The following is a 26,505-nucleotide window of genomic DNA, read 5'->3' as shown; positions in this document are numbered from 1 at the left end:
CATGAAGGAAAAGAACGCCAGGTGCGCGGCGCAACCTCTGCCAGGAAAGCAACGCATCGCGCCAAGCTGGGTCATCTACCTGCTGCCATCTCTGCTCATTTTCGCGATATTCGTCATCTACCCCTTCGGCAAGACGCTCGTCATGAGCCTTTTCGCAACCTCAAACACGGGCGAGCTCGTCAAATTCGTAGGTCTCGGCAACTTCCAGGTCCTCTTCAAGGACGCCACTTACGTGAAGACGCTCGTGAACACGCTCATCTACGTCGTCGTCACCGTGCCGCTGACCGTCGTCATCGCACTGCTACTCGCCGTGCTCACCGCCAAAGATGGGCCAGGCATGGGCCTGTTTCGCACGATATTCTCCTCAACGATGGGCATCTCCGTTGCCTCTGCCGCCGTGTTCTGGAGCCTGCTGTTCAACCCGTCCTCTGGCCTGCTCAACAAGATCGTCAACCTGTTTGGCGCGGAAAACGTGGGGTGGCTCACCGATCAGCACGTTGCGCTAGGCGCGATCTCTGCCGTGACCAAATGGCGGCGGCAGAGGGAACGATTCTCTTCATCCTGATCTTCGCGATCTCCTTCCTCCAGACAAAGCTAACCGAGAGCAAGGTGACCTATCAATGATGCGAGCAAAGACGAGAGAAGCACGCGGAGGGAAAGTGCTCTCCTACGTCATTCTCACGGTGGCGGCGCTCCTGATCTTCATGCCAATGCTCTTTGCCCTCGCGCTCTCGTTCACCCCGTCCTCCGAGATTGCGCGTGGCAACTACCTGCCCACGTCCCTGTACCTCGACAACTATGTGCACGCGTTCACGAACCAGCCATTTGGGCTGTTCATACGCAACTCAGTCATCTCAGGCGTCCTGTCGACGGTGCTCCAGATCCTCTTCTCGCTGCTCGCCGCCTACGCCCTCGTCTTCAAGCGCTTCCGCGCCCGCAGCGCCATCTTTGCCCTCATCATGGCAACGATGATGATCCCCTCGGAAGTGCTCATCGTCTCGAACTTCCAGACGATTCGCAGCTGGAACATGCTCAACACGTTCCAGGGACTCATCATCCCAGGCTTGGCATCCACGTTCGGGATATTCCTGTTTCGCCAGAACATGATGCAGATCCCCAACGAGCTCAAGGAATGCTCCGAGGTCGCCGGGCTGAGCGACTGGCGGTTCTTCTACAAGGTCGTCGTTCCGATGGTGGCGAACACGATCGTGACGCTGGCCATCTACTTCTTCCTGGTCAACTGGAACGCGTACCTCTGGCCCCTGCTCTCTACCACGGACGACTCCGTGCGCACGATACAGATCGGCCTGCGCCGGCTCAACAACACCGACGGGTCTAGCGACTTGGGAATGATGGCGGCAGGCGCCGTTATAGCCTCGATCCCCACGCTTCTGCTCATCTTCGTGGGCCAGAAGCGCCTGCAAGAAGGCATGACAAAGGGCGCGCTCAAATAGGGTTCACGCCGGCTGGGCAAAGGCTCGCCGCTCGCTTTCACCGGCAGACCGACATATCTAAAAGGCAATCGCTTCTTCGTCCATGAAGGGAATGGTACTGATGCTTGACACTTCTCTTTCGCGCCGCTCCTTCCTTGCCACGATGGCAGCCGCGGCCGGTATGGCCACCATCGGCGGCATGCTCGGAACGAGCAAAGCGCAGGCAGCCGACAAGCTTACGATCAACTTTTGGCACTCTATGAACGGCACGAACCAGGAGGCGCTGCAGAAGATCGTCAATGGGTTCAACGACAGCCAGAGCGACTATCAGGTGGTTGAGTCAAACCAGGGCACCTACGACGAGTCCACCGGCAAGTTCTTTAACATGGCAGGTGGCAGCGACGCCCCGGCCATCATCCAGATCGGCGAGCAGAACCTCCAGGCGATGATCGACTCCAAGAAGATCAAGGCGGCAAGCGACCTCATCGACGCGTACAGCTTCGACGCTTCCGACCTCCTCGAGCAGGCAGTAAACTTCTATACCGTCGGCGACAAGATGTACGCGATGCCGTTCAACTCCTCTGCGCCCGTCGTCTACTACAACAAGAAGATGTTCGAGGACGCTGGCGTTACCGACTTCCCTACGACGTTCGAGGGCCTCAAGGACGCTGCCGCCAAAGTTGCGGGGCAGAACGCGGACGTCAAGCCGATGGGCATGTTCGCCTATGGGTATGCACTCGACCAGATGGTCACGAACATGGGCGGCTACGTCCTCAACAACGAGAACGGCCGCAAGGAACGCGCCACGGAGGTTGCCTACCAGGAGCAGATCACGACGATCTTCACCTTCGTCAAGGATCTGATCGACGCAGGCCAGCTCCAGAACTTCGGCACGGATCGCACGAACACGAACACGGCGTTTACGCAGCAGCAGATCGCAATGTACATCGACACCTCGGCGATCGCCCGCTCCGTCATCAACAACGCGAAGGACTTCGAGGTGGGCATCGCTTACCTGCCCATCTCCGAGGGCGCGGAGCGCCAGGGCGTCTATGCGGGCGGCGGTGCGCTATGCACGGCGGACGGCCTGCCCGCTGACGTCGAGAAGGGCGTCATGGCGTTCTACCAGTATGCGACAAGCGCCGACGTCCAGGCCGTGTGGGCAGGCGACACGGGATACTACCCCATCAGCCAGAAGGCGTACGACACCGACTCGATGAAGAGCATCTACGGCGAGTACCCGCAGCTCGAGGTTTCTGCCAAGCAGCTGCAGGAGTCCAAGGTCAACGGCATTACGGCCGGCCCGCTCTGCTCTCAGCTCCCCCAGCTGCGCACCGACCTGCAGTCGGCCCTCGAGAGCGTCTTCAACGGGGGCGACGTCGCCTCCGCCATCGACGGTGCGGCCTCGAGCACGAACTCGGCGATCGAGATCGCGAACATGGGCGTCGCGTAAGCAGGCCGTCCGTAGAACCGACGTATTCCGTTTCGCTAGATGCCCGACGGCTGAATAGCGCGACAATGGCGGTGAGGCTGCACGCGAAGAGGCAGGTTATGGGCAAGAATGCCGCGCGTGTATGGGCCAATGAAGGGCGACTCATCGAAGCCTGAAGAACATGCAGGTCACGGACACGCGTAAGTTCGGGCATGCAACCACCCACGCAAGTACGATATACACGAGTGGGATTCTCAGCCAAAAAGAGCCGCCTCACGTGCGAAATGCACGCGGGGCGGCTCCAAAGTAGGGCGGCAATCTGGACAGACAGGCTCTCTTTACGCGCGAGACTCCAGGTATTTGAGAGCACTCGTAGCAGCAATGGCACCGTCGGAGGCCGCAGTGATGACCTGACGGAGCACAGTGTCGCGCACGTCGCCAGCCACGAACAAGCCAGGCGTCTTCGTTGCCATGAACGCATCCGTCACGATGCCGTTGGGCACAACGTCCACGTAGTCGCGCACGAGATCAACTGCGGGGTCGTGTCCAACGAACACGAAGACGCCAAACGGCTCGGCATGCTCGATGACCTGTGTCGCCCCCGTCTGGGTATCCTCCAGCGTGACGCTCTTGAGCAGAGGCTCGCCGGCAACCGAGACGATGCGAGTGTTATACCGCAGCGTGATGGCCTCGCTTGCCTCGACCTGAGCACGCAGCTTCGGCGTCGTGCGAAGTACGTCACGACGCACGACCATCGTGACGCTGCGCGCTATGCGGGCCAGGAACAGCGCTTCCTCGCAGGCGGCAGTTCCTCCTCCGACAACGTAAACGTCCTTGCCACGGTAGAACATGCCGTCACATGTCGCACAGTAGCTGACGCCGCGCCCCTTATGCTCCAGCTCGCCCTCAAAACCCGCCAGGCGTGGCGTCGCACCAGCCGCGTAAATGACAGCCGGCGCGTTAAGCGTGCCGCTCATGCCTGTCGTGACCGCAAACATCCCGTCATCTCGCACCAAGAGCGACTCCGCCACGTCGTACTTGATAGCACAACCCAGCGCCTCGGCATGATCAGCAAGCTTCATGCCGAGCTCGCCACCAGAAAGATTCGGCAGACCAGGATAGTTGTCCACCTCGTCCGTGATCGCAATCTGGCCACCCGGAGTCGACTGCTCGAGAATGCAGACCGACAGGCCGGAGCGTGCACCATACACACCAGCAGACAGACCAGCGGGTCCGCCACCGATCACGAGAAGATCAAAAGCTACCGTCTGAGTATCCGATTCCGCCATAAAGGCTCCCTTCGCATCAAGAAAAACGCCCCGTCAGTAAAGGCAGGGCGCGTGATTGTCCTCAATGATGTATACCCACCTTGGACGAAGCTTATCTCACGCCGCTTGACCCAAAGCCGTGGGCGCCACGGTCAGTCTCGTCAAGCTCATCAACCTCGACCAGCTCAACGACAGGCACACGCTGGATAACGAGCTGAGCAATGCGGTCGCCACGATCGATGTGTATAGGCTCGACCGGATCGAGATTGATCGCGATGACCTTGAGCTCACCACGATAATGCGCATCGATAAGGCCGGGGGTGTTAACGATGGAGAGGCCCTTCTTCGCGGCAAGGCCGCTACGGGGCTGAACGAAGCCGGCATATCCGTCAGGAATGGCGATTGCGAGACCCGTCGGAATAAGAGCCCGCTCACCTGCAGGGATGTCCACCGATATGGCACTCAGCAGGTCAAGTCCCGCGTCACCTGCGTATGCGTACGCCGGCAGGGGAAGCTCGCGATCAAGGCGCTTGACGCGAAGTGAGACGAGTTCCACCTCGCGCTCCGATTCTCCTGCCATGCATCTACTCCTGCTCGCCGATATGTGCCAACTCGTTATAGAAGCCCTCAAGATCTTTAAAATCACGATAGACAGAGGCAAAACGAACGTACGCAACGCGGTCGAGCAACAGAAGACGACGCAGAACCATGTCTCCCAGCTCGCGCGACGTCACTTCGGTCTTGAAAGCGTTGCGAAGCTCAGACTCAATGCTCGAGATCAACTCGTTGAGCGTCTCGACCGAGACATTACGCTTGACCGTGGCAGTAACGAGGCTCTTCATGAGCTTCTCGCGATCAAAAGCCTCGAGCATCCCATTCTTTTTCCGAACCTGCAAAGGCAGCTCTTCACGACGCTCATACGTCGTAAAACGCTCCTTGCAGGAAGGGTTGAGGCACTCGCGCCGACGGCGGATGGCATCTCCCGATTCAGATGGGCGGGAGTCAATAACGCGAGACTCTTCAAAACCGCACTTTGGGCACCGCATGCATCCTCCTTGGACGAAACATCAGCAGGCAGGATACCATGAAAGACAGAAAAGTGCCCCGTACGAGGCACAGTGTTCCAAACGCAAAAGCGGGCGCCGCAACGCCGGCCAGATAGGCCGGAGCGCAGCGCCCGCCATGAGGCATCGCGAATTAGATGGGGCTTCCGCCACCCATGAAGGCATAAACGGACGCATACTTCACGACGTCGCCCGGCTGAGGGGCATGGATCATCATGCCACCACCACAGTAGATGCCGACATGCCCAGAATGCGGAAACACAAGGTCGCCAGGAGCAAGTGACGACATGTCAGAGCGCCAGTTACCCAGGCTTTGGATCTGGGCGATCTGCCCGTACGTATCACGGGCGATGGAGTACCCGCACATAGCGTAGCAGTACTGCGCGAGGCCAGAGCAGTCAAAACCGCTCGGGTCCGTGCCGCCCCACACGTAGGGGACACCGATGAATCCCCAAGCGGCGTCGACAACACTGCCGGCATGGTTGCCCGTACCGCCCGAAGAAGAGCCACCTCCCGAGTAGTCTCCCCCACCGGTCTCCTCGTCGGAATAGTCACCGCCGCCCGCAGAGCCACCATCGGAGTAATCGCCTCCGCCCGTGGAGCCTCCATTATTGGCCTGCTCCTGTCGAGCCGCCTCCTCGGCAGCCTGCTGGGCAAGATATGCCTGGCGCTGTGCCTCACGAGCGGCCTCAACCTCAGCCTGCGCCTGAGCCATGAGGTCAGTAACCTGCTGAGAAAGGCTGTTCGTATAGTCCTGCATGGCAGCAACCTGGTTTTGCAGGTTCAGAGTATCCTGTTCCTGCTGAGCAAGCAGGGCCTCTTGCTCTGCCTTCTGTGCCTGAAGATCGTTTTGCTGCTGCTCAAGCTCGGCCTTGAGATCCTTCACCGTCTGGATGGCCTGGGCATCGGAGTCCGACACCTTGTTGGCGTAAAACACGCGATTGATAAAGTCCTCGAAGTCGGATGCGTTGAGGATGATGGAGAGCATGTCGGACTTACCGACCTTGTAGCTTGCGGACATGCGATCCGCAAGGACATCCTGAGCAGCCGAGAGCTCACCCTGCTTCTGCTCGATAGAAACCTCAAGATCTGCGATGCGGGCATTCGTCTCGTCCAGCGAGGCCTGTGTCTGGCTCAGTTGATACTGAGCCTCCTCAACCTGCTGGCCAAGCGAAGAAAGCTCAGCCATGGCGGCGTCGTACTCCGCCTGGGCTCCAGAGAGAGCAGCAAGCGTCTCCGCCGAAGCCGTAGGCTCATCGGCAAAGGCAGCGTTTCGCAGGGAGCCGCTCAAGACAGCAAGCCCCGCTCCAAGGGCCATCAGTTTGATAGCCGTCCTCCGGTCAACACGCCGCAGAACATTAGGGACAGATGAGAGCGCACCCGAGGTATCTTCGGTCGTCATGGGATCCTCCCGCCCAGCAATAGATGCAGGTTCGTGGGTTCATGGCATAATTCCAATCGCTCATGATACCCCCAAGAAGCGAGCAGGCTCGGAACATCCGTCGAAAAGCCAAAGGGTGCGACTTAGCGCAGAGAGGCGCACAAGCGCGCTAGTTTTAGCGCATCGTCGTTAATGCAGACTACCTCGAAACAGGAACGAGAATCGTCTGGCCAGGCTGGAGAACCGTACCCGACAGACCGTTGCGCTCGGTTATAAGGGAGATCACGTCTTCGGTGGAAAGACCATCCACGGGATGGGCCGCGGATATAGACCAAAGCGACGCGCCGTTCTCAACGCTGATCGATTCGAACGTTGCATCGCTTGTGGCAGCAGCGTAGGCGCGCTCCCCATCAAGAGCCCATGCAAGAAGAGCGAGAACGCAGAGCGCCACAACAACGACAGCAAGAATGGCCTCGGCCACTCCGCCGCGACGCGAAGAAGCGCTACGGTGTGTAGACCGAACAAGCCTGCGCTGCCCGCAGGCAAGCCCGCCCTCAACGACACGCAAACCACCGCTACGAACATCCCTGCGGACATTGAGCTGGCGAGCCAGATTGTCGTACATGAACGGAACCTCAGCGATGGTCGTCGGAATAATGGCCTCGTCAGTCATTGCGATGTTCTTGGTGTCCATGGTGTCGCCCTCCTTGCCTCACGATTCGTTACATCCCCAGTCTGTGCTGGGGGTGCGACAGAAATGCGGTGGAACGTCTGTTCGGCCTTAGAATAGCCCGAACGAATGTTCTAGGCAAGAGAAAATCGAACAATTGTTTGCGGAACACGTGTTTGCTTTTTGCGGTCGAAGCGCCTATACTGATCGAAACGCAGCGCCGAAAGGGGCAACACCATGGACGCAAAGAAGCTCACGACAAGACAGCAGCAGATTTACGACTTCATTTGCTCCGAAGTTGCCGAAAAGGGCTATCCGCCCAGCGTTCGTGAAATAGCAAACGGCGTTGGACTTAGCAGTCCATCCACTGTGCATACTCATCTTCAAGTCCTCGAAGACAAGGGCTACATCAAGCGAGATCTCTCCAAGCCGCGCGCCCTCGAGATCATGGGTCAAGGAGGCTCCTCTCCTGCGCCGATCATCGCGCACACCGAACAGCCTGACGGCACACCCGCTATCGAAGCAAAGCTTATTGCCCTTCCTCTTGTCGGACGCGTCGCCGCTGGCCAGCCTATTCTGGCGGAACAGAACATTGAAGGCACGCTCACTTTGCCTCAGGCGCTGGTCGGGGATGCAGCATCGTTCGTCCTGCGCGTCAAAGGCGAATCCATGATTCAGGCAGGCATTTTTGATGGCGACTTTGTTGTTGTCCGTGAGCAGAGTGACGCAACTAACGGCCAAATCGTTGTCGCCATGGTCGAAGACGGTGCCACTGTTAAAACGTTCTATCGCGAAGAAGATCGCATTCGTCTTCAGCCCGAAAACCCCACTATGGCTCCGATCTATGCCACTGACCCCGTCATTCTTGGTCGCGTCGTAGCGCTTATTCGCTCGCTGTAGGTTTCCGGAAGTAATCCGCTATGTAAACCTGACGTTTCACGCTGTCTGCTCGCCTAGATACGAATATCTGGGCGAGCAGACAGTTAGGTGAACCGCGATAACTGCATGGATTTCGCGGACCCGCAGGCCTGCTGCAGGATCTCCCCGGCTCACAGGCCTGTTTCTGTATCTAAGCCACGCCCTCGCCGTGTGCCCCGCTTCCTTCGTCTGCCACCCCTTCGGAGGCACCAGCTATCTCGGATGGGGAAACTTGATACCGCTTGAGGCGCGCAGCGAGCACCGGCGGTGCAATAACGGTGAGATGCACACCATCTTCGGCATACTCGCTCGACACCATATGCCCCTTTTCGTGACACGCCTTGATAAGCATGCCCTCGCCGTATGGCACGACGGCTTGTATCGTTTCATCCTGAGAGCTTGCGGCGCGTGCAATGGCAGAGACGAGCCCGCCTACCCCTTCGCCCGTTTGTGCCGAGACAAGCAGCGCTTGGGGATGGCGATGCTGCAGCGCCGCACGTGCCTCCTCATCAAGCAGATCCACCTTGTTGTACACAACGATCAGCGGCACGTGCTCGGCCCCAATCTGGCCAAGCACTTCATCAACGGCGCGGAGCTGCTTGTCGCAATTCTCATCCGTCGCATCCGCCACCTCCAGAATGAGGTGCGCACCGCTCACTTCCGACAACGTCGACTTGAACGACTCAACAAGCGTCGTTGGGAGCTTCTGAATGAAGCCAACCGTGTCCGTCAACGTCACGGCCCTGCCACCCGGCAGCTCAAGCGTGCGCGTTGTGGGGTCAAGCGTCGCAAACAGCTGATCGCGCACGTACACGTTCGCGCCTGTCAACCTATTAAGCAGCGTTGACTTGCCTGCATTCGTGTAGCCGGCAAGAGAGATGCGGAACATCGACGAGCTCCAGCGCTCTTTGCGCTGCACTTCTCGGTTACCCGCAACCTTGCTCAGCTCATGTCGCAGCGTCGACATACGATTGCGAATAAGTCGACGATCGACCTCGAGCTGGCTTTCGCCCTGGCCAAAGCGCGACCCGATGCCGCCGCGCGTCTTGTCCTTTGCAAGGTGAGCCCACATGCCCCTCAGACGCGGGTAGAGATACTGTAGCTGCGCCATCTGAACCTGAAGTTCACCTTCATGCGTACTGGCATGCTGACCAAAGATATCCAGAATGAGCGCGGTTCGATCGATCACCTTAAACTTGAGCCCTACAGCACGCTCGATATTGGACTGCTGCGAGGGACTGAGTTCATCGTCAAATATGATGATGTCAGCCTCGAGGCTCTCAGCGAGCTGTCGAAGCTCCTCAATCTTGCCGCTTCCGATAAATGTGCGTGGTATGGGACGATCAAGGCGCTGCACGAGCCTGCCCACCGTCGTGGCACCATCCGTTTCAGCGAGACGCTCGAGCTCGTCCATGGACGTTTCGATATCCCACTCCCCTACGCCGCGATCAACTCCGACGAGCACAGCTCGCTCGGGCGGCACATACGTCGAAATAGGACGCTCTGCTGGCACAACGCGCTCCCTTCACGCGCCGCACGCCTAAAGCGGCACGAATGACCCAACCTACTGGTCGGCCTACACCCCCGCATGATTTGAAATACCGACCGCCATCCACTGTTCCACGATGTCAGCCATCTGCTCGCATGTATACCCAGAAGCGTCAATCCAGCGCACGCGTGGATCACCACGGAACCACGTGAGCTGGCGTTTTGCGTAGCGTCGCGAGGCACGCTGAATATCATCGACCGCCTGTGCCAAAGAGCACTCCCCTGCCAGATACGCGATAATCTCTCGGTAGCCGATCGCCTGGCGCGACGTCAGTGAATCGGCAAGCCCCTCCGCCACGAGCCCACGCACCTCATCGACGAGGCCTGTCTCCACCATACGCTCAACTCGCGCGTTAATGCGCTCGTAGAGTTGGGCGCGATCCATCTCGAGACCCACCATGAGCGTGGGGTGCCTGTCGACGCGCACGTGAAGTCCCTCATGCTGTACGGCATAGGACGTGCCCTGTTCGAGCAGCTCAAACGCGCGAACAACGCGTCGTACGTTGTTCGCATGAATGAGGGCCGCGCTGGCTGGGTCACGCTGCGCTAGCAAGGCATGGAATGCGTCTGGGCCCAGCTCGGCGGCCAGTGCCTCATAACGGGCGCGCACGGGATTGTCGAGCTGTTCGCCCGAAGGAAAGTCCATGTCCTCGAGCGCCGCCCGCACGTACAGACCCGTCCCGCCGCACACCACGGGAACACGCCCCACCTCTAACGCCGTATCGATTGCATCGTGTGCCTGCGACATAAAGCAGGCAACGGAATACGTCTCATTGGGCTCGGCAAGGTCAATGCACAGCAGCGGCGCCCTGCGCTCGGCAACGGGCGTCTTTGCCGTACCGATGTCCATGCGGCGATACACCTGCATGGCATCCGCAGAAACAACGGGGCCGCCTAGTCGCACAGCAAGCTCGTCAGCCAGTGCCGACTTCCCGCTCGCCGTAGGGCCCACAACAGCAACAACCTGCGGAGCCACCACGTCGCACGCGCCGGCGACGGACAGCCCGCACGTCGAACGAGCGTCAGTTCCGCCCATCAACGAGCTGTCCCTTCAGATACCACGTCCGTGCCTCGTCGACATGGACGGGAAGAATGCGCCCGATGAACTCGTCGGCATGACGGCCGGCAGGGATGGGAGCGTGCACCGTCTGGTTTTTCGGGCTGCGACCCGAGAGCACAGACGAGTCGCGCTTGGAAAGACCCTCGAACAGGACGTCAACCGTCGCGCCGAGTTCAGGCTGGTTTGCCTCAAACGCGCACTGCTGCACGACATCAACCAGACGGTCAAAACGTCCTTGGATGACCTCGCGTGGGGTGTCGTCGACCATTTTTGCCGCCGGCGTGCCCTCGCGCTTGGAGTAGATAAACGTGAACGTTTGGGCATAGCGCACGCGCTCTACGAGTGACAGCGTCTCCAGGAAGTCCTCTTCCGTCTCGCCCGGGAAGCCCACGATGATGTCTGTCGACAGCGCGATATCGGGGATAGCGGCCCGCACGGCATCGATGCGTTCCAGATAGCGATCACGGTCATACGTGCGGTGCATGAGCTTGAGAATGCGCGACGAGCCGGACTGAGCCGGCAGGTGCAGCGCAGGCATAACGGCAGGCGTCTGCGCCATGGCGGCGATCGTATCGTCCGACAGGTCCTTGGGGTGGCTCGTAGCGAAGCGTATGCGCGGAATACCCGTCTGGCCGCAAGCGCGCAGCAGGTCAGCAAAGCGAGGGCTCCCGTAGAGGTCGCGCCCGTACGAGTTGACGTTCTGGCCCAGAAGCGTGATCTCCTGGCAGCCCTCCTGCGCCAGATGGCTCACCTCAGTCACGATCTCGTCAAACGCGCGGCTGCGCTCGCGACCACGCACGTACGGGACGATGCAGTACGTACAGAAGTTGTTGCAGCCAAACGTGATGGGAACCCATGCGTGAAAATCCGTGTCGCGCTGCGTCGGCAAGTCCGTAGACGCCTCTCCCGGAGCGTCGGCATCGAGCAGGGCGGCGAGATGGTCCTGGCCATCCAACACGCGCGTGATGAGCTCCACGACGCGACCGAGCGTGTGCGTTCCGAACACGACGTCGACATTGGGAAGATGCGTGAACAGACCCTCGCCATCGCGCTGGCCGATGCAGCCGCCCACGGCGACAACACGACGCTCGGAGCCCGGGCGCGGGGGAAGGGTGCGCATCGTGGCAACCTGGCCGTACAGACGCGTATCCGCAGCCTCGCGCACACAACACGTAAGGAACACGACGATATCAGCGTCGGCATACTCCTCGACTGGCAACGAGCCAGCCTGTTCAAGCATGCCACGGACGCGCTCAGCGTCGTGCAGGTTCATCTGGCAGCCAAAGGCACGAACGACATACGTTGTGCCGGCGAGCGGTTGAGACGTCTCGTTGGAAGTCAGCATAGCCGATCCTGTCTAGGCGATAGCCGCAGCGGCCGCAAGCGAAGCAACCGGCGCAGGGGAAACAGAACGGGAGGCACTGGAAGAGGAGGCGTCGGACGCCACGTCGAGCTGCGAGAGAGCCGGGGCAGTGAGCGTATGAGGGACGACGGAGAGGCGGATGGCCGTGCGGCATTCCCCGTCGATCTCGATGTCCTGGAACGTCGGAACGCATGCGACATCGATGCCCGCTGGAATGAGGAAGCCGCGCGCGATAGCCACAGCCTTGATGGCCTGGTTGACGGCACCGGCGCCGACGGACTGGATCTCGACAGGCTGCCCGTCTTTGATGAGCCCCGCGATTGCCCCGGCAACGCTCGCCGGCGACGACTTGCTCGATACCTTCAGGTAGTCCATAGATGCTCCGTTTTGCGATTGCGTTTCTGTGGTGCCGCCCGTCAGGCATCCGCGTGAGACGCCAGGCGACCGTACAAGTGTACTGCTTTAATCCTCTTTTGCGAGGTCATACGTGACGGTCACACGATCCCTCGTGACACGGATCTTCGGCTCGCCACGCAGCGTGACGTAATACTTCTCCCCGAGCGCCGCAAAGGCGCGCTCGAGATCGCGCGAGAACTCGGCCAAATCGGCCTTCGTGACTTTGAGACCCCGACGATCACGCAGCAAATCGACGGGCGCAGCCTCGCCGTTGGCAGACGCCACAAGCCGAGAGAGCGCCGGGGCAAGCGCGCCTATCTGACCCGAAAGGATGCGGTGCGCCGTACGCTCCGAAACGTCGAGCCCAATGTCGGCGCAGCAGCGGACAAGCTCTCCCGCATCGCCCGCTGCGCGCAGGCGCGAGCAGACGGGAAGCGCCTCGACGTCACGACAGAACACAAGGTCGCGCACGTCAACGTGAGCGGGATCGTCCGAAAACAGAGTTGCAGCGATCTCCGTGGGCGTGCCGAGATACACACTGACGCGGTCACGCTCCTCAAGAGCAAACTCCAGGAGCGTGCGCACGATATTGTGGGGCCCACGCGCAACGCATGTCACGCCGTCCTCGTCACGCCCCAGCGACGGCCAGCTCGACTGGTCCGTCTTCTCCGCAAGCTTTGCGCAGTCGACGCGTACCGCAAGGGAGGATCCGAGGCCCGGCGCCGACGCGACAACGCGGGCATCCTCAACGTTCTGCGCAATGGAGTACAGCGCCATTCCGCGACCGTGCACACCCCAGCGATCCATCGTCATCGTTTCGAGCTTCGACGTGACGCGGGCGTCGAATATGGCGCGGTGCATGTGCTTCGGGATGCCAGACCCGTCGTCGAGCAGCGTGAGCGTGCGTACGTCGCCCTCACGCGTCGTCGCTACGTAGATGTGACGCGCCCCGGCGTCGCGGGCGTTACGCAGCATCTCGATGACGACGTCCTCGACGCATCGGATGTCGTGCTTTGCCTGACGTCGCTCGGCCTCAGCCACGCGCAAGCGCACGAAGCCGTCACCGAGGCGTTCCTCAACGCGCAGCTGTCCCTCCCCTGACACCTGGGCCACAAAGTCGAGCAGGCTCCCAGACACAGGGCGCGGTGCGGCTCCCTCCTGCTGGGAGCGCGCACCGCCCAAAAGCTCATCTGCCACGGCGTTACTTCGCGATGTCCGTCGCGCGGCTCTCGCGAATGACGACGACCTTCACCTGGCCGGGATACTGCATCTTCTCCTCGATCTCCGTCGCGATGTCGTGCGCGAGCACGACGGAGTCGGCGTCGGAGATCTCTTCCGGGCGCACCATGACGCGGATCTCTCGACCGGCCTGCATGGCGTACGTGCGCTCGACGCCCTTGTGCGCGTTGCTGATCTCCTCGAGCTTCTCGAGGCGCTTCACGTAGCTCTCGGCGGACTCGCGGCGGGCACCGGGGCGGGCCGCGCTCACGGCGTCGCCGGCCTGGACGAGCACGTCGAGCACCGTGGACGGGTCAACGTCGTTGTGGTGCGCCTCGATGGCGTGCACGATGGCCGGGCTCTCACCGTAGCGACGGGCGAGCTCTGCGCCGATGACGGCGTGCGGGCCCTCGACCTGGTGGTCGATAGCCTTGCCGATGTCGTGCAGCAGGCCGGCACGACGAGCCGGTGCCGGGTCGATGCCGAGCTCCGACGCCATGATCTCGCAGAGCTGCGCGACCTCGATGGAGTGCGACAGCACGTTCTGGCCGTACGACGTGCGGTAGCGCAGCGAGCCGAGCGTGCGCACGAGCTCGGGGTGCAGGTCGTGGATGTCGAGGTCGAAGCACGCGGACTCGCCCGCCTCGAGCACCTTCGCGTTCACCTGGTCGGTCGCCTTGTTGAACAGCTCCTCGATGCGTGCCGGGTGGATGCGCCCGTCGGCGATGAGGTTCTCGAGCGTGACGCGGGCGATCTCGCGGCGCACGGGGTCGAAGCTGGAGAGCTGCACGGTCTCGGGCGTGTCGTCGATGATGAGGTTCACGCCCGTCATCTGCTCGAACGTGCGGATGTTGCGGCCCTCACGGCCGATGATGCGGCCCTTGAGGTCGTCGGAGGGGATGTGCACCGTCGTGAGCGTGACCTCGGCAACGTGGTCGGACGCCAGGCGCTGGATGGCGGTCGACAGGATGTCGCGCGCCGTCTTGTCGCACTCGAGGCGCACGCGCTGCTCGGAGTCGCGGATGATGTTCGCAGCCTGCTTCGTCACGTCGTCGCGCACGCGGTCGAGCAGCTCGGCGTGGGCGTCGTCCACCGTCAGGCCGGAGATGCGCTCGAGCTCGGCCTGCTGGCGGCCCAGCATCTCGTCCGCCTCGCGCGTCTTCTTCTCGATGGCGCCCGCCTCGCTTGCCAGCTGGTGCTCGCGCTTGTCAAGCGCGTCGCTGCGGCGGTCGAGCGACTCCTCGCGCTGCATGAGGCGGCTCTCCATGCTGCGGAGCTCGCCCTTGCGCTGGCGCTCGTCTTCCTCAGCGGCCTGCTTCTGGCGCAGGATCTCCTCCTTGGCCCCGATGAGCGCCTCTTTCTTGGCCGTCTCGGCCTCGCTCTTGACGGCCTCGGCCTGCTTGCGCGCATCGTCGATGACGCGGGACGCCTCGGCGCCCGCGCGCTTGATCTTGCCATTGGAAGACGAGGTTGCGAACAGCAGGGCGAGGACGACGCCAACAGCGAGCGCCACGATGGCAGCGATCGCGATCAGAAGTACATCTGGCATGGTCATACCTCCCGGCTACGTTTCAGGTGCTGGCGAACGAACGCCCAGCCGGCAAGGTTCAGCCGGATCAGGACATCCGGCATCGTGGGACCCGCGTCATGCGATCTGAAGTTTTGAGAGACCCGCTTACGTTCAAAGCTCTATCAAAACTCGCGTTAACGAGGTTGTCACACAAATGCTTCTGCGATTGTACGAGACAGAGAGAACGCGGGTCAACCTGAAGGGACAATCTCCGCAGGTCGATCCGCATCCACAGACGAAAATATGCCGCTTGGCGCTAGTTAACGCTCGTGCGCACGACGAGCATGCGGCCGCACACGGGGCACGTGCTGATGTCGGGGCCCGTGCGCAGCGCGTCGATCTGCGACGGCTGGAGCTGCACACGGCAGCCGCTGCACATGCCCTGCTCGAGCTCTGCGACGCCGATCATGCCGTGGGACTTGCAGCTCGCCTCGTACTGCGCAAGCAGCGCCGGAGGCACAGACGCCACGAGGCTCTCGCGCTCCCCCATGAGGCGACGCAGGTCCTCGCGCACCCCCTCGGCCTTGCCTTTGAACGCCTCGACGAGCGCTCGCTCGCTCTCCTCGAGCTTCGTGCGCACGTCCTCCGCCTGCGCCATGAGGCCCTGGAGGCGCTGCGTCTCCTCGTTGAGCTTGCCGGCGATGAAGTCAACCTTCTCGAGGCGCTTGGCAAGGCGGTCGAGCTCGGCGTTATTGTTCTTGACCTTGCGGAAGTCCGTCGTCTCCGCGTTGATGCGGTTGACCTCCTCGACGCGCGAGGAGATGTCGCGACGCTTCTCGTCGTTGTCCTGCGTCTCGATTTCCTGGTCCTTCAGCAGGCCGCGAATCTTCGTCGTGCGGCGGGCGAGCTCCTTGAGCTTGGCGCGCACCTCTTGGACCTGCTTGCCCTCGGGGATGGCCTCGAGCGAGCGGCGGTCGCGGATGATGGCCAGATCGACCTGCTGGAGCTCGAGAAGTGCGCGTGCCTCTTCCATCGTGTTCTCGCTTTCTGTGCGGGCCGATCCGGCGCGTGGCCGAGATGGGCGGCGATATGCGTTTTGTTAGAACCAGCGGCGCGGCTCGGCGAGGACGCTGATGCGGTCCTCAGCAACGCCGCAACTCAGGGCTACCTCATGCAGGCAGGAAACCAGCGGCAGCTCCGAGACGTCATGGCCAAGGATTATAACCGCAGTGCCCCCTGCGACGAGGTCGAGCGCACGATGATAGCCGCATTCGCCACAGACTGCCACGTCAACGGCGGCAGCCACCATATCAGCGCAGCCCTCGCTTCCCATGCTGCCCGTGTAGAAGCCCACGCGACGCACGGAGGCCTCCGGGTCGCCAAAGCACTGCGCGACGCGGCCGAACGTCCGCACACAGCGATCCGCGAGCTCTCGCAGCGTCATGGGCTCACCCACCTCGGCGACCGATCCGAGGCTGCCACAGCCCGCGGGGCGGTTGCGCTCGATACCCGGACGCGCGTCCATGCCCAGCAGGCGCGGCAGCGCGAGCGTGGCCTGCGGAGCGCGATCTAGGTTCGTGTGCAGCGCGATGAGGCCGACGCCCGCCTCGACGGCCTCCCAGATGCTCGACGCCGGCGTAGGGGTGCCCGCGCGCTGGGGGCAGATGCGCCCCGGCATGGCGAGGCAGACGGGGTGGTGCGTCAGCAGGACGTTTGCACCCGCCTCGCGAGCGGCGCAGATGTTCTCGGGCGTGACGTCCAGCGCGCACGCGACGCCCTCAAGCGGCGCAGACGGGTCGCCGACAGACAGGCCCACGCGATCCCACTCCTCGGCGTCACGCCTCGGGATGCGCTCGAGCAGGGCCCGCTCGAGCTCGCCGATCGTTTGGGGTGCCAGGGAAACGTTGGGCTCGCTCATAGCTCGACCTTTCGCCAGCCGCCGTCGGACGTAGGCACGTCGACGCTGCGGTAGCCCGCCGTCCACGCATAGTCGTACAGCTCCGCGACGTGGTCCCCGATGCGCTCGACGCGGTGCGCGTCCGAGCCGACCGTGATAGGCACGCCCGCCTGGCAGAAGCGCGCCAGGAGGGCCGACGTGGGATAGAACGAGTGCGTCACCGTCAGCAGCGCGGCAGATGACACCTCGACGTGCACGCCGGCGTCGCGGGCGGCACAGGCGGCGGCGTCGAACAGGCGCGTCAGCAGCGTGGCGTCGTCGGGGATGCGTCCGAACTTGCGCACGAGATCGGGATGGGCCATGGACGAGAAGCCGACGGGGCAGGCGCAGGCAGCGCACCACGTGTCGAAGTAGCGCTCCCAGACATAGGTCGTGCCGCGCTCATCCCAGTACGACAAGTCGTCGCCGTCGTCGATCCAGCGACGGTCGATCATGTGCACGGAACCGAGCAGAAACGTCGCGTCGCCTCGATAGCGCTCGATGTAGGTCTCGCAGCCGTCGTAATAGTCGCACTCCCAGCCGAGCACGACGTCAACATCGGGATGGGCGGCGCGGGCGGCCGCGACGTCAGCGAAATAGGCGTCCACGTCGCCGGCTGGGACGGACACCTCACAGCGTGGGTCGATGTCGGGCGGCAGCACGAAATGGTCCGTGCAGGCGATCGTCGTCAGGCCGAGCTCGGCGGCACGGGCGACGTTCTCCCCGACCGTGGGCGTCCCATCTGAGTAGCGCGTGTGCGTGTGGCAGTCCACCAGCTCTCGGGGCATGGGCTACCTCCCCTCCCCCAAGCACACCTCGCGCAGGGCCGACGCGAGCGCGCGAGCGTCGTCGCACGTGATGCGCTCGTCAAACGACAGGCGCAGGGCGCACAGCGCGTCGTCGCGCACGATGCCCATGGCAGACAGCACGTGGCTCGGGTCAAGCGAGCCCGACGAGCACGCCGAACCGCCCGCCACAGAGAAGCCAGCGTCGTCGAGCGCGAGGATGAGGCCCTGCGTCTGGTGGCCGGGCACAATGAGCGACAGCGTTCCCGGCAGGTGGGGGACGTCTGCAAGGCCGGGAACCGTCGTGCGCGCGACGGGGGCGTCGCCCTCGCACAGCTCGCTCACGAGGACGTCGGCCACGCGGGACACAGCGGCGCGGCGCTCGTCGAGGTGAGCGAGCGCGTCAGCCGCCACCTGCGCGAACACGCAGGCGCCGCGCACGTCGACCGTGCCGGGGCGCAGGCCGCCCTCCTGACCGCCGCCGAACGTCAGCGGCTCGAACGGCGTGCGCGCACGCAGCCACAGCGCGCCGATCCCGACGGGGCCTCCGAGCTTGTGCGCCGTGACGCTCGCAGCGTCGACGCCCAGCTGGGCAAGCGGCAGCTCAACGTGCCCGAACGCCTGCACGGCGTCCGTGTGCACAGGCACCTTCCAGCCGCGGGCCAGACGCACGACGTCGGAGAGAGGCTGGACGACGCCCGTCTCGTTGTTGGCGGCCATGACGCTGAGGCAGGCGACGTCGGGCCCGAGCTTGCGCTCAAGGTCACCGAGGTCGAGCTCGCCGCGCTTCGTCACGGCAATCGTCTGCAGCGTCAGGCCGTCGCGGGCAAGCGCGCCCTTCAGCTCGAGGATGGACTCGTGTTCGATGGCGCTCACGAGCACGCGAGACCGCTGGCCGCGTGAGCGCTCGCGAGCCGCACGGGCCAGGCCGCGCACCGCCATGTTGTTCGCCTCAGTGCCGCCGCCCGTCAAAACGACCTCGGAGGGGCGATGCGCCCCCAAGCTGCTGGCGAGCGAGGCGCGCGCCTGCTCGAGGGCGCGAAACGCTGCGCGCCCGTCGCTGTGCAGCGAGTTGGGGTTGGCGCCTGCCCACGGCTGGGCGTCGAACGCCGCGGCGGCGGCGCGGGCGACGTCCGTCGTCAGACACGACGCCGCGTTGTCGAAGTAGCGCCGGATCACCTGGTCATTCATGCCCTCGGTCCCCTCCACGACTACAGCGCTCGCTCGGCTGCAGCGCGGATGGCCTCCATGGCGGCGTTGGGGTCGCTCTGCCCGAACACGGCGCTGCCAGCCACGAGCACGCGGGCGCCGGCAGCAGCAACCTCGGGCGCCGTCGCCAGGCCGATGCCGCCATCCACCTCGATGAGCGGACGGGCGCCCAGCTCGTCGCACAGGGCCGTGAGCTCGCGGATGTGTCGTGTTGTGGAGCCGATGAACTTCTGGCCGCCAAAGCCGGGGTTGACGCTCATAAGCAGGATGAGGTCGGCGATCTCGACATACTCGCGCACGGCGGCTATGGGCGTCGCCGGGTTGAGGGCGATGCCGGCCCTCGCACCGCGCTCGTGGATGTGGTGGACGATGCGGTTGCCGTGAACGAGGGCCTCGACGTGCACCGTCGCCAGGTCGGCGCCCGCGTCAAGGTACCAGTCGACCGTCGACTCGGGGTTGTCGACCATCAGGTGGACGTCAAGCGGCGTGTCGAACGTGCCCTTGAGCGCCTTGACAAACGCGGGCCCGATCGTCAGGTTCGGCGTGAAGTGGCCGTCGATGACGTCGACGTGGATGTAGTCGGCGCCCGCTGCCACCCGCGCGACGTCGCGCTGCAGGTTCAGGAAGTCCGCCGACAGGATGGACGGGGCCATGAGCACGCGCTCAGTCTCTCGCGCTTCCACCACAACCATCTCCTCACGGTAGGGCAGGTGCGGCCGGACTGTGCGGCGCACCCGCGTTGCGGATGGCGGCTAGGCGCGCGGCGCGCCGAAGCCGTAGAACTCGTCGCGCGGCGCGCGGGCGAACAGGTCGTCGATGACGTCGTCGAGCGTGGCGCCCTCGTAGAGCAGCCGGTAGACGCTGCGCACGATGGGCAGCTCCACACCGGCGCGCTCCGCGAGCTGCGAGATGCTCGCGCAGGCGTAGTAGCCCTCCACGACCATGTGCGTGCGCTCCATGTACGCCTCGACGCTCTCGCCGCCGGCAAAGCCGAGGCCGAACGTGTAGTTGCGCGAGTGCGTTGACGTGCACGTCGCCACGAGGTCGCCCATTCCGGCAAGGCCCATGCACGTCACGGGGTCGCCGCCCGTCGCGGCCACGAGGCGGCCCATCTCGGCCAGGCCGCGCGTCATGAGCATGGCGGCCGTGTTATCGCCGCCGCCGACGCCGCGGGCGATGCCACAGGCGATGGCCATGACGTTCTTCGAGGCCGCGCACGTCTCGACGCCCACAGGGTCCTCGGAAACGTACGTGCGGAAGCGCGGCGCGTGAAACACGGACTGCAGGCGCAGCGCCACGTCGCGCTCCTGGGACGCGACGACCGCCGCGCTCGGGACGCCGCGGGCGACCTCCGCCGCGAAGTTGGGCCCGCACAGGCAGGCGACGCGCTCGGCGCCGCCCACCTCATCGGCGACGACCTGCGTCATGAGCTCGCACGTACCGGGCTCGATGCCCTTCGTCAGGACGGCGCACGCCGCGTCGGGAGCCAGGAAGGGCGCGCTGAGCCGCGCGATCTCGCGCAGGTTCTTCGACGGCACGACATACGCAACGGCCCGGGCCCCCTCGAGGCACCAGGCGAGGTCACACGAGGCGGTGATCGTCTCGGGCAGATCGACGTCGCTGAGGTAGCGCGGGTTGCGATGCGCCTCGTTCACGCCGTCTGCCACGGCCTGGCCGTGCGACCAGAGCCGCACGTCATGCCCCCGCATTGCTAGGTGGCGGGCGATGGCCGTGCCCCACGAGCCGGCGCCGATAACGCAACAGCGCACGGGATCGGGGCACGCCGCCGCGCTCTCACGCTGCACGTCAACCATGTCTACCTCCCCTTTCGCTCGTCACGGGCCGGCGCCTTCGCGCTGGCCTAGGCAGGCGTGCCAGGGTCGACGGGCACGGGCTCGCCCTTCTTCTTAAACGAGAAGCGGCGCTCCTCGCCGTGCGCGAGGCGCACGATGTTGGCACGATGCGACCAGATGACGAGCGCAGAGACTGCGCACAGGGTGACAATGAACGCCGGCGACGGGCGCTCGATGAGCCAGCTGAGCAGCGGCAGCGACAGGGCCGCCACAATGCTGCCGAGCGACACGTAGCGCGTCAGCACGGCGAACACGAGGAACGGGGCGAGCAGGGACAGGCCGACGGGCCACATGAGCGCCAGGGCGCCTCCGAAGCCGACGGCGATGCCCTTGCCACCTTTGAAGTGCAGGTATGGAGTGAACACGTGGCCGATGATGCCGAAGGCGTACACGAGGGCCATCGCCCAGTCGAGCCTGCCGCCCGGGCGCACGGCATCCAGGTCGCCGACGCCGACAAGCCCGATGAGGCCGTAGCCCACGAACACGGCTACGACGGCCTTGAGCACGTCAAGCAGCAGCGTCAGAGCGGCGGCGCGCTTGCCCACGGCGCGCGCGATGTTCGTCGTGCCGACGTTTCCCGAGCCGACCGTGCGCACGTCGAGGTGAGCCATGCGCTCGCCCACGACATAGGCGCTCGGAAAACCGCAGATGAGATAGGCGAGCACGCATGAGAGCGCACACATCACGTAGGCAAGCACGTCGCCGGATCCCTCCATAGCGCGTTAGTCCTTCTTCTTGTACTTGAGACGGATCGGGGTCCCGCTCAGGTCGAAGCGCTCGCGCAGGCGATTCTCGAGGTAGCGCTCGAAGTTGTTGTTGATCATGTCGGGCGCATTGACGAAGAACGTGAACTGCGGCGGCTCCGTGCCCGTCTGCGTGACGTACGTCATCTTGAGGTGGCGCTTGCCCTGCGTGACCGTGTGGCCGAACTCGCGCATCTCCGTAAGCATGTTGTTGAGCGCCGGCGTCGGGATGCGCTGGGCGCGGTGCGCGACGACAGTGTCGAGCTGGCCCCAGATGCGCTCGACGGAGCGGCCCGTCATGGCGGAGATGCGCAGCGACGGGGCATACGTCACGAAGTGCAGGCGGTCGACGACGTCCTCTTCGAGCTCCTCGCGGCGCTCGGCCGTCGTGACGAGATCCCACTTGTTGAGCAGGATGACAAGGGCGCAGCCGGCCTCGTTCGCCATGCCGGCGAGGCGCTGGTCCTGCTCCGTGACGCCGACGGTGGCGTCTATGACGAGCAGCACGACGTCGGCGCGCTCGATGGCGCGCTCGGAGCGCACGTAGGAGTAGTACTCGAGGTCCTCCGAGATCGTCGTGCGCTTGCGCATGCCGGCCGTGTCGACGAGGCGGTAGCGCTTGCCGTCGTGCTCGACGATGGAGTCCACGAGGTCGCGCGTCGTGCCGGCAACGTCGGAGACGATGGAGCGCTGCACGCCCGTCATGCGGTTGAGCAGCGACGACTTGCCCGCGTTGGGGCGGCCGACGATGGCGACGCGCACCATGTCGTCCGTGTCGTCATCCTCGAAGTCGGGAAGCAGCGCAACGACCTCGTCGAGCAGGTCGCCGACGCCGTTGCCCTGCGTCGCGGAGATGGGGCGGGGGTCGCCAACGCCCAGGCCGTAGAACTCGTAGGCGTAGGCGTCCTGCTTGATGGAGTCGCACTTGTTGACAGCGAGCAGGACGGGGCGCTTTGACTTCTTGAGGATGTCGGCGACGACGGAGTCCTCGTGCGTGATGCCCGTCTTGGAGTCGACGATGAAGATGACGACGTCGGCCTCGTTGATGGCCATGACGGCTTGCTCGCGAATCTTGGGCGAGAAGGCGTCGTCAGACTTGCCCGGCTCGATGCCACCGGTGTCGACGAGCGTGAAGTCGACACCGTTCCAGTTGGCGTCGTGCAGCGTGCGGTCGCGTGTGACGCCCACGGTCTCGTGCACGATGGCCTCGGGGCGCTGGGAAATACGGTTAACAAGGGTGGACTTGCCCACGTTGGGGCGACCCACCACGGCTACGATTGGCTTTGCCACGGTAGTCCTCTCACAGACGTGCTGACGTGAAGTGCGTGCGCCGGGCCGGAGCAGGTGCGGTGGCGTTGCCGACGGCAAGGGCGCACATGCTTGATAGGATAGCATGCTGAAACGTGCCGGGCTGCCAGGCAGGAACGCGGGCACCACATCTGCGCAGGCCCGCGTTGGATGCGATTACAGCGCCTCGACGGCGTCGCAGATGGCTCGGGCCTGGGCGAGCGCCGTCGTCGGGCATACGAACGCCCGGGCGGCCCCGCGGTCCTCCAGGGACGCAAGCAGCTCGGAGGCCGGCACGCCGTCGAGCGTGAGGGCGTCCGCGTTCAGCATGACGTCCGGAACGCTCACGACGCGGCCTGACAGATCTTCCGGAAGCTGACCGAGGACGTCGGTCGCCGTCAGGAGGCCAGCGACGTCGACGTTGCCGCCGAAGTAGCGGTTCTCGACCGCGACGGGACGGGCGGCGCCTCCCAGCCCCAGCCGCTCGGCGAAGCGACCTGCCAGCGGCGCCGCGGCCTCCCCCGCCACCATGAGCAGCGTCAGGCCCCGGCGGCGCAGCTCCTCCGCGCCGCGCGCGAGCCGATCCGCCAGCTTCGCATCGGCGCGCGCCTCGACCATCTCGTCCAGGTAGGAGCGCACCATGCCGATGCCGTCGTAGTACTGCGGGTAGCCGTCGTACTCCTCGGCGGCTGGCGGCTCAACACCTCCCGCAAGATAGAACTCGTCGGCGAGCTGGTAGCGTGTGCGACCCTCCTTCGCGCGGCTGCGCAGCTGATAGGGGCGCACGAGCTCGCATACGGCGCGCGCCGCGGCAGGGTCGCTTGAGTACGAGGCGGAAAACGTGTCCTGGAACCGCGTGAAGCCGAGCGGCACGATGCCCAGCGACGTGATGAGGGGCCGAGCCTCGACGTAGTCGAGCGTTCGACGCAGCTCGTCGCCGTCGTTCTCGCCGGGTACGAGCACGATCTGCGCGTGGACCTCGATGCCGCCCGCGAGTATGCGCTCGAGCACCTCGATGCCACGGGCGGCGTTGCGCCCGATGAGCCGGGCGCGCACGTCGGGCGACACGGCGTGCAGCGAGACGTTGAGCGGCGAGAGGGCCCGCTCGACGATGCGCTCGGCGTCGGCATCGGTCACGTTGGTGAGCGTGACGAAGTTGCCCTGCAAAAACGAGAGGCGATAGTCGTCGTCGCGCAGATAGAGCGTCTTGCGCATGCCTTTGGGCAGCATTTTCATGAAGCAGAACGTGCAGTTGTTGCGACACAGGCGCATGCCGTCGAACACGACGCCATCAAAGCTCAGGCCCCAGTCCTGACCGTAGTCGCGCTCGACGTCGCACGTGAACTCGAACTCATCGGGCGTGCCCTCGTAGGCGACGCCGTCGAGCTCGACGTCGAAGCCATCGGATTCCCAGTCCCAGTCGATGATGTCGCGCAGTTCGACGCCGTTGACGTGCGTGACGCGCATGCCAGGCTCCAGACCCGCCTGCGCCGCGGGCCCGCCGGGCTCGACGGAGGCGATGGTCGCGCCGCGCCATGGGTCACGCCTGCCACGGGGGCGGGAGGCGTCGTCAGAGCCCGTGGGCGTGGGCGGCTCAGGGGTCGCCGCGAACTCGGCGAGCGCTTCGGAGGGCTCGTAGGGGCCCGTCGTGCGCGGGTCATGCGGCGTCATAGGGTAACCTCTCTCATGCGCGCCAGGCACCGGGTAGCGCCTCGAGCACGGCGCAGACGGAGGCGATCTGCTCGGCGGGCGTCGAGGCGCCGGCCGTCACGCCGACGAGACGCGCGCCGGCAAACCACGCTGGGTCCAGCTCGTCCGCCGCCTCGATGTGGTGCGTACGCGGGCAAGCGCCAGAGCAGACCTCGGCGAGCCGGCGCGTGTTGCCGGAGTTCTTGCCGCCGATGACGACCATGACGTCGGCGTCGCGGGCGAGCGTCGTCGCCGCCTGCTGGCGCTTTGCCGTGGCAGAGCAGATCGTGTTGAGTACGCGCGTCTCGCGGGCCCGCGTCGCTACGGCCGCCACGACGGCGCCCAGCAGCGCCGCCGACTGCGTCGTCTGCACGACGATGCCGACGCGCGGGCCGAGCCGCACGCCGTCAAGGGCGGCCGCGTCGTCGACGACGAGCGCATTGGGGCCGGCGTTGCCCAGGATGCCCTCGACCTCGGGATGGCCCGCCTCGCCGACGATGAGCACCTGGTAGCCCTGCTCGGCGAGCTGGCGCGCCGCCTCGTGTGCCTTCTTGACGTGCGGGCACGTCGCGTCCACGACGGAGCAGCCCCGTGCGCGTACGGCGTCGACGACCTCGGGGGACACGCCGTGGCTGCGGATGACGGCCACACCGCCGGCCGGGAGCTCGTCGGGCGAGGCCACGGCCACGACGCCCGAGCTCGCCAGGCGCTCGACGACCTGCGGGTTGTGGATGAGCGGGCCGAGCGTGCGCACCTGAGTGTCGTCCCCGCGGTCCCTCGCCTGCCCGACGGCCTCGTCGACCATGCGCAGCGCCCGCTCGACGCCGTAGCAGGCGCCTGCCTGAGCGGCAACGCGCACCTCCATGCCGAGGCGCGCGCCCTCTTCGTCGGGCTCCGCGACTCCCGGACGATCCCCCTGCCTGCCCGGCCCCATCACCGCGCCCCGTCCTCGTCGGCTCCTGCAGCGCTCCCCTGTTCCTGCGCCTTGCCCGAAGGCAGGGCGGCATCCTTGCCGTGCGCGAGCCGCACCTCGCTGCGCAGTTCGTAGACGCGCTGCATGGCGGCCTGCTCCATGGCGTCGGCCTGCTCGCGGCGGCTACCGCCTCCCACCTGCTCGAACGTCAGGGGCTCGCCGTAGCGCAGACGAACCTTGGCAGGACGTGAGAAGCCCTTGCCGCTCGGGCAGATCTCGTCGCTGCCGTCGATGGCAACGGGCACGACCTGCGCCTTGGCCATCTGCGCGATGATCGCGAAGCCACCGTGCAGCGGCGGGCGGGCGTGGGGGTCGCGGATGCGCGTGCCCTCGGGGAAGATGCAGATGTCCTCGCCGCGCTTCAACGCCGCCACCGCACGCTTGATGGCCTTCATGTCGGCCGTGTCACGCTTGATGGGGATGGCACCGACGCGGCTGAAGAACCACGTCACGAAGCCGCTCTTGTCAAACTCGCTCTTGTAGAGCGGGCGCAGGACGCGCCCGTGTGCCACGGCGTCGAGGATGAGCACGACCGGATCGAACATGGAGCCGTGGTTGGCGACGACGACGCGGCCAGGCGCGTCTTTCGCTACGCCGGCAAAGCCGTTCGGGCCCTCGGACGTCCAGCGCCAGTACAGCTTGCTGAACAGCGTGACAACCGCAACGGCTACGCGCAGCAGGATGCGGCCGGTCAGCGGGAAATCGCGCACCGGGCTCTCGTAGTAGTCATCGAGCGAGGAAAACGCCTTCTTGCTCTCGGCCTCCATCG

26 protein-coding genes are annotated in these 26,505 nt (G+C 64.5%); 4 read left to right on the top strand and 22 right to left on the bottom strand.

All coding sequences use genetic code 11. From position 1 onward, the window contains the following. Position 1: 1 nt before the first annotated feature. From KHZ24_00650 to KHZ24_00640, 3 genes are all read left to right on the top strand, one after another. Complete coding sequence (locus KHZ24_00650; protein MBS5449714.1) at positions 2 to 565, top strand: sugar ABC transporter permease; 564 nt, start codon at positions 2 to 4, stop codon at positions 563 to 565. A 58-nt stretch (positions 566 to 623) separates the two neighbouring features. Next, positions 624 to 1,454 (top strand): carbohydrate ABC transporter permease, encoded by an 831-nt coding sequence (locus KHZ24_00645; GenBank protein MBS5449713.1) that lies wholly within the window; start codon positions 624 to 626, stop codon positions 1,452 to 1,454. Positions 1,455 to 1,554: 100 nt separating this feature from the next. After that, the gene (locus KHZ24_00640; protein ID MBS5449712.1) at positions 1,555 to 2,886 is read left to right on the top strand and encodes an ABC transporter substrate-binding protein; all 1,332 of its coding nucleotides are present in this window, start codon (positions 1,555 to 1,557) and stop codon (positions 2,884 to 2,886) included. A gap of 317 nt (positions 2,887 to 3,203) precedes the next feature. Here the strand turns inward: KHZ24_00640 and KHZ24_00635 are convergent, their stop codons facing one another. From KHZ24_00635 to KHZ24_00615, 5 genes are all read right to left on the bottom strand, one after another. Continuing rightward, positions 3,204 to 4,154, bottom strand: a complete 951-nt coding sequence (locus KHZ24_00635; protein MBS5449711.1) for an FAD-dependent oxidoreductase — start codon at positions 4,152 to 4,154, stop codon at positions 3,204 to 3,206. A 91-nt stretch (positions 4,155 to 4,245) separates the two neighbouring features. Further along, positions 4,246 to 4,689 (bottom strand): dUTP diphosphatase, encoded by a 444-nt coding sequence (gene dut / locus KHZ24_00630; GenBank protein MBS5449710.1) that lies wholly within the window; start codon positions 4,687 to 4,689, stop codon positions 4,246 to 4,248. A gap of 28 nt (positions 4,690 to 4,717) precedes the next feature. After that, positions 4,718 to 5,179, bottom strand: coding sequence for a transcriptional regulator NrdR (gene nrdR, locus KHZ24_00625; GenBank protein MBS5449709.1), 462 nt, complete (start codon positions 5,177 to 5,179; stop codon positions 4,718 to 4,720). A 151-nt stretch (positions 5,180 to 5,330) separates the two neighbouring features. Further along, entirely contained in the window at positions 5,331 to 6,515 is a 1,185-nt protein-coding gene (locus tag KHZ24_00620) for a C40 family peptidase (GenBank protein MBS5449708.1), read from the bottom strand. Positions 6,516 to 6,777: 262 nt separating this feature from the next. Continuing rightward, positions 6,778 to 7,272, bottom strand: a complete 495-nt coding sequence (locus KHZ24_00615) for a LysM peptidoglycan-binding domain-containing protein (protein MBS5449707.1) — start codon at positions 7,270 to 7,272, stop codon at positions 6,778 to 6,780. A gap of 213 nt (positions 7,273 to 7,485) precedes the next feature. Here KHZ24_00615 and lexA point away from each other — a divergent pair, with 213 nt between their 5' ends. Further along, positions 7,486 to 8,148 (top strand): transcriptional repressor LexA, encoded by a 663-nt coding sequence (lexA, locus tag KHZ24_00610; GenBank protein MBS5449706.1) that lies wholly within the window; start codon positions 7,486 to 7,488, stop codon positions 8,146 to 8,148. Positions 8,149 to 8,317: 169 nt separating this feature from the next. Here lexA and hflX read toward each other — a convergent pair whose 3' ends face one another. From hflX to KHZ24_00525, 17 genes are all read right to left on the bottom strand, one after another. After that, complete coding sequence (hflX, locus tag KHZ24_00605) at positions 8,318 to 9,679, bottom strand: GTPase HflX (protein ID MBS5449705.1); 1,362 nt, start codon at positions 9,677 to 9,679, stop codon at positions 8,318 to 8,320. 63 nt (positions 9,680 to 9,742) lie between these two features. Then, positions 9,743 to 10,690: a tRNA (adenosine(37)-N6)-dimethylallyltransferase MiaA gene (gene miaA, locus KHZ24_00600; protein MBS5449704.1), complete on the bottom strand. Its 948-nt coding sequence runs from the start codon at positions 10,688 to 10,690 to the stop codon at positions 9,743 to 9,745. Positions 10,691 to 10,736: 46 nt separating this feature from the next. Beyond that, positions 10,737 to 12,119 carry a tRNA (N6-isopentenyl adenosine(37)-C2)-methylthiotransferase MiaB gene (gene miaB / locus KHZ24_00595; GenBank protein MBS5449703.1) on the bottom strand — a complete coding sequence of 461 codons (1,383 nt, stop codon included), beginning with the start codon at positions 12,117 to 12,119 and terminating at the stop codon, positions 10,737 to 10,739. A 12-nt stretch (positions 12,120 to 12,131) separates the two neighbouring features. Continuing rightward, positions 12,132 to 12,512, bottom strand: coding sequence for a stage V sporulation protein S (locus tag KHZ24_00590; GenBank protein MBS5449702.1), 381 nt, complete (start codon positions 12,510 to 12,512; stop codon positions 12,132 to 12,134). Positions 12,513 to 12,599: 87 nt separating this feature from the next. Then, on the bottom strand, positions 12,600 to 13,670 hold the full coding sequence (locus KHZ24_00585; GenBank protein ID MBS5449701.1) for an ATP-binding protein: 1,071 nt from the start codon (positions 13,668 to 13,670) through the stop codon (positions 12,600 to 12,602). 64 nt (positions 13,671 to 13,734) lie between these two features. Beyond that, positions 13,735 to 15,306: a ribonuclease Y gene (gene rny, locus KHZ24_00580; protein ID MBS5449700.1), complete on the bottom strand. Its 1,572-nt coding sequence runs from the start codon at positions 15,304 to 15,306 to the stop codon at positions 13,735 to 13,737. Positions 15,307 to 15,577: 271 nt separating this feature from the next. Beyond that, positions 15,578 to 16,294, bottom strand: coding sequence for a hypothetical protein (locus KHZ24_00575; GenBank protein MBS5449699.1), 717 nt, complete (start codon positions 16,292 to 16,294; stop codon positions 15,578 to 15,580). Positions 16,295 to 16,360: 66 nt separating this feature from the next. Then, positions 16,361 to 17,179 (bottom strand): Nif3-like dinuclear metal center hexameric protein, encoded by an 819-nt coding sequence (locus KHZ24_00570; GenBank protein MBS5449698.1) that lies wholly within the window; start codon positions 17,177 to 17,179, stop codon positions 16,361 to 16,363. Further along, positions 17,176 to 17,985, bottom strand: coding sequence for a PHP domain-containing protein (locus tag KHZ24_00565; protein MBS5449697.1), 810 nt, complete (start codon positions 17,983 to 17,985; stop codon positions 17,176 to 17,178). Before KHZ24_00565 ends, KHZ24_00570 begins: the two co-directional genes overlap by 4 nt. Before the next feature lie 3 nt (positions 17,986 to 17,988). Next, positions 17,989 to 19,173 carry a cysteine desulfurase gene (locus KHZ24_00560; GenBank protein MBS5449696.1) on the bottom strand — a complete coding sequence of 395 codons (1,185 nt, stop codon included), beginning with the start codon at positions 19,171 to 19,173 and terminating at the stop codon, positions 17,989 to 17,991. 20 nt (positions 19,174 to 19,193) lie between these two features. Next, a complete protein-coding gene (rpe, locus tag KHZ24_00555; protein MBS5449695.1) occupies positions 19,194 to 19,883 on the bottom strand; it encodes a ribulose-phosphate 3-epimerase in 690 nt (229 codons plus the stop codon). Between the two features lie 60 nt (positions 19,884 to 19,943). Continuing rightward, the gene (locus tag KHZ24_00550; GenBank protein ID MBS5449694.1) at positions 19,944 to 20,960 is read right to left on the bottom strand and encodes an NAD(P)-dependent glycerol-3-phosphate dehydrogenase; all 1,017 of its coding nucleotides are present in this window, start codon (positions 20,958 to 20,960) and stop codon (positions 19,944 to 19,946) included. A 92-nt stretch (positions 20,961 to 21,052) separates the two neighbouring features. Then, positions 21,053 to 21,760 (bottom strand): glycerol-3-phosphate 1-O-acyltransferase PlsY, encoded by a 708-nt coding sequence (gene plsY / locus KHZ24_00545; GenBank protein ID MBS5449693.1) that lies wholly within the window; start codon positions 21,758 to 21,760, stop codon positions 21,053 to 21,055. Positions 21,761 to 21,766: 6 nt separating this feature from the next. After that, positions 21,767 to 23,077, bottom strand: a complete 1,311-nt coding sequence (gene der, locus KHZ24_00540; protein ID MBS5449692.1) for a ribosome biogenesis GTPase Der — start codon at positions 23,075 to 23,077, stop codon at positions 21,767 to 21,769. Positions 23,078 to 23,251: 174 nt separating this feature from the next. Beyond that, the gene (locus tag KHZ24_00535; GenBank protein MBS5449691.1) at positions 23,252 to 24,745 is read right to left on the bottom strand and encodes a DUF512 domain-containing protein; all 1,494 of its coding nucleotides are present in this window, start codon (positions 24,743 to 24,745) and stop codon (positions 23,252 to 23,254) included. A 13-nt stretch (positions 24,746 to 24,758) separates the two neighbouring features. After that, on the bottom strand, positions 24,759 to 25,628 hold the full coding sequence (gene ispH, locus KHZ24_00530; GenBank protein MBS5449690.1) for a 4-hydroxy-3-methylbut-2-enyl diphosphate reductase: 870 nt from the start codon (positions 25,626 to 25,628) through the stop codon (positions 24,759 to 24,761). Between the two features lie 68 nt (positions 25,629 to 25,696). Further along, positions 25,697 to 26,503, bottom strand: a complete 807-nt coding sequence (locus KHZ24_00525) for a 1-acyl-sn-glycerol-3-phosphate acyltransferase (GenBank protein MBS5449689.1) — start codon at positions 26,501 to 26,503, stop codon at positions 25,697 to 25,699. Positions 26,504 to 26,505 lie beyond the last annotated feature (2 nt).

It is taken from the genome of Coriobacteriia bacterium, from assembly GCA_018368455.1.
GTDB lineage: Bacteria > Actinomycetota > Coriobacteriia > Coriobacteriales > UMGS124 > JAGZEG01.
This window is presented reverse-complemented; position numbering and strand designations above follow the sequence as displayed.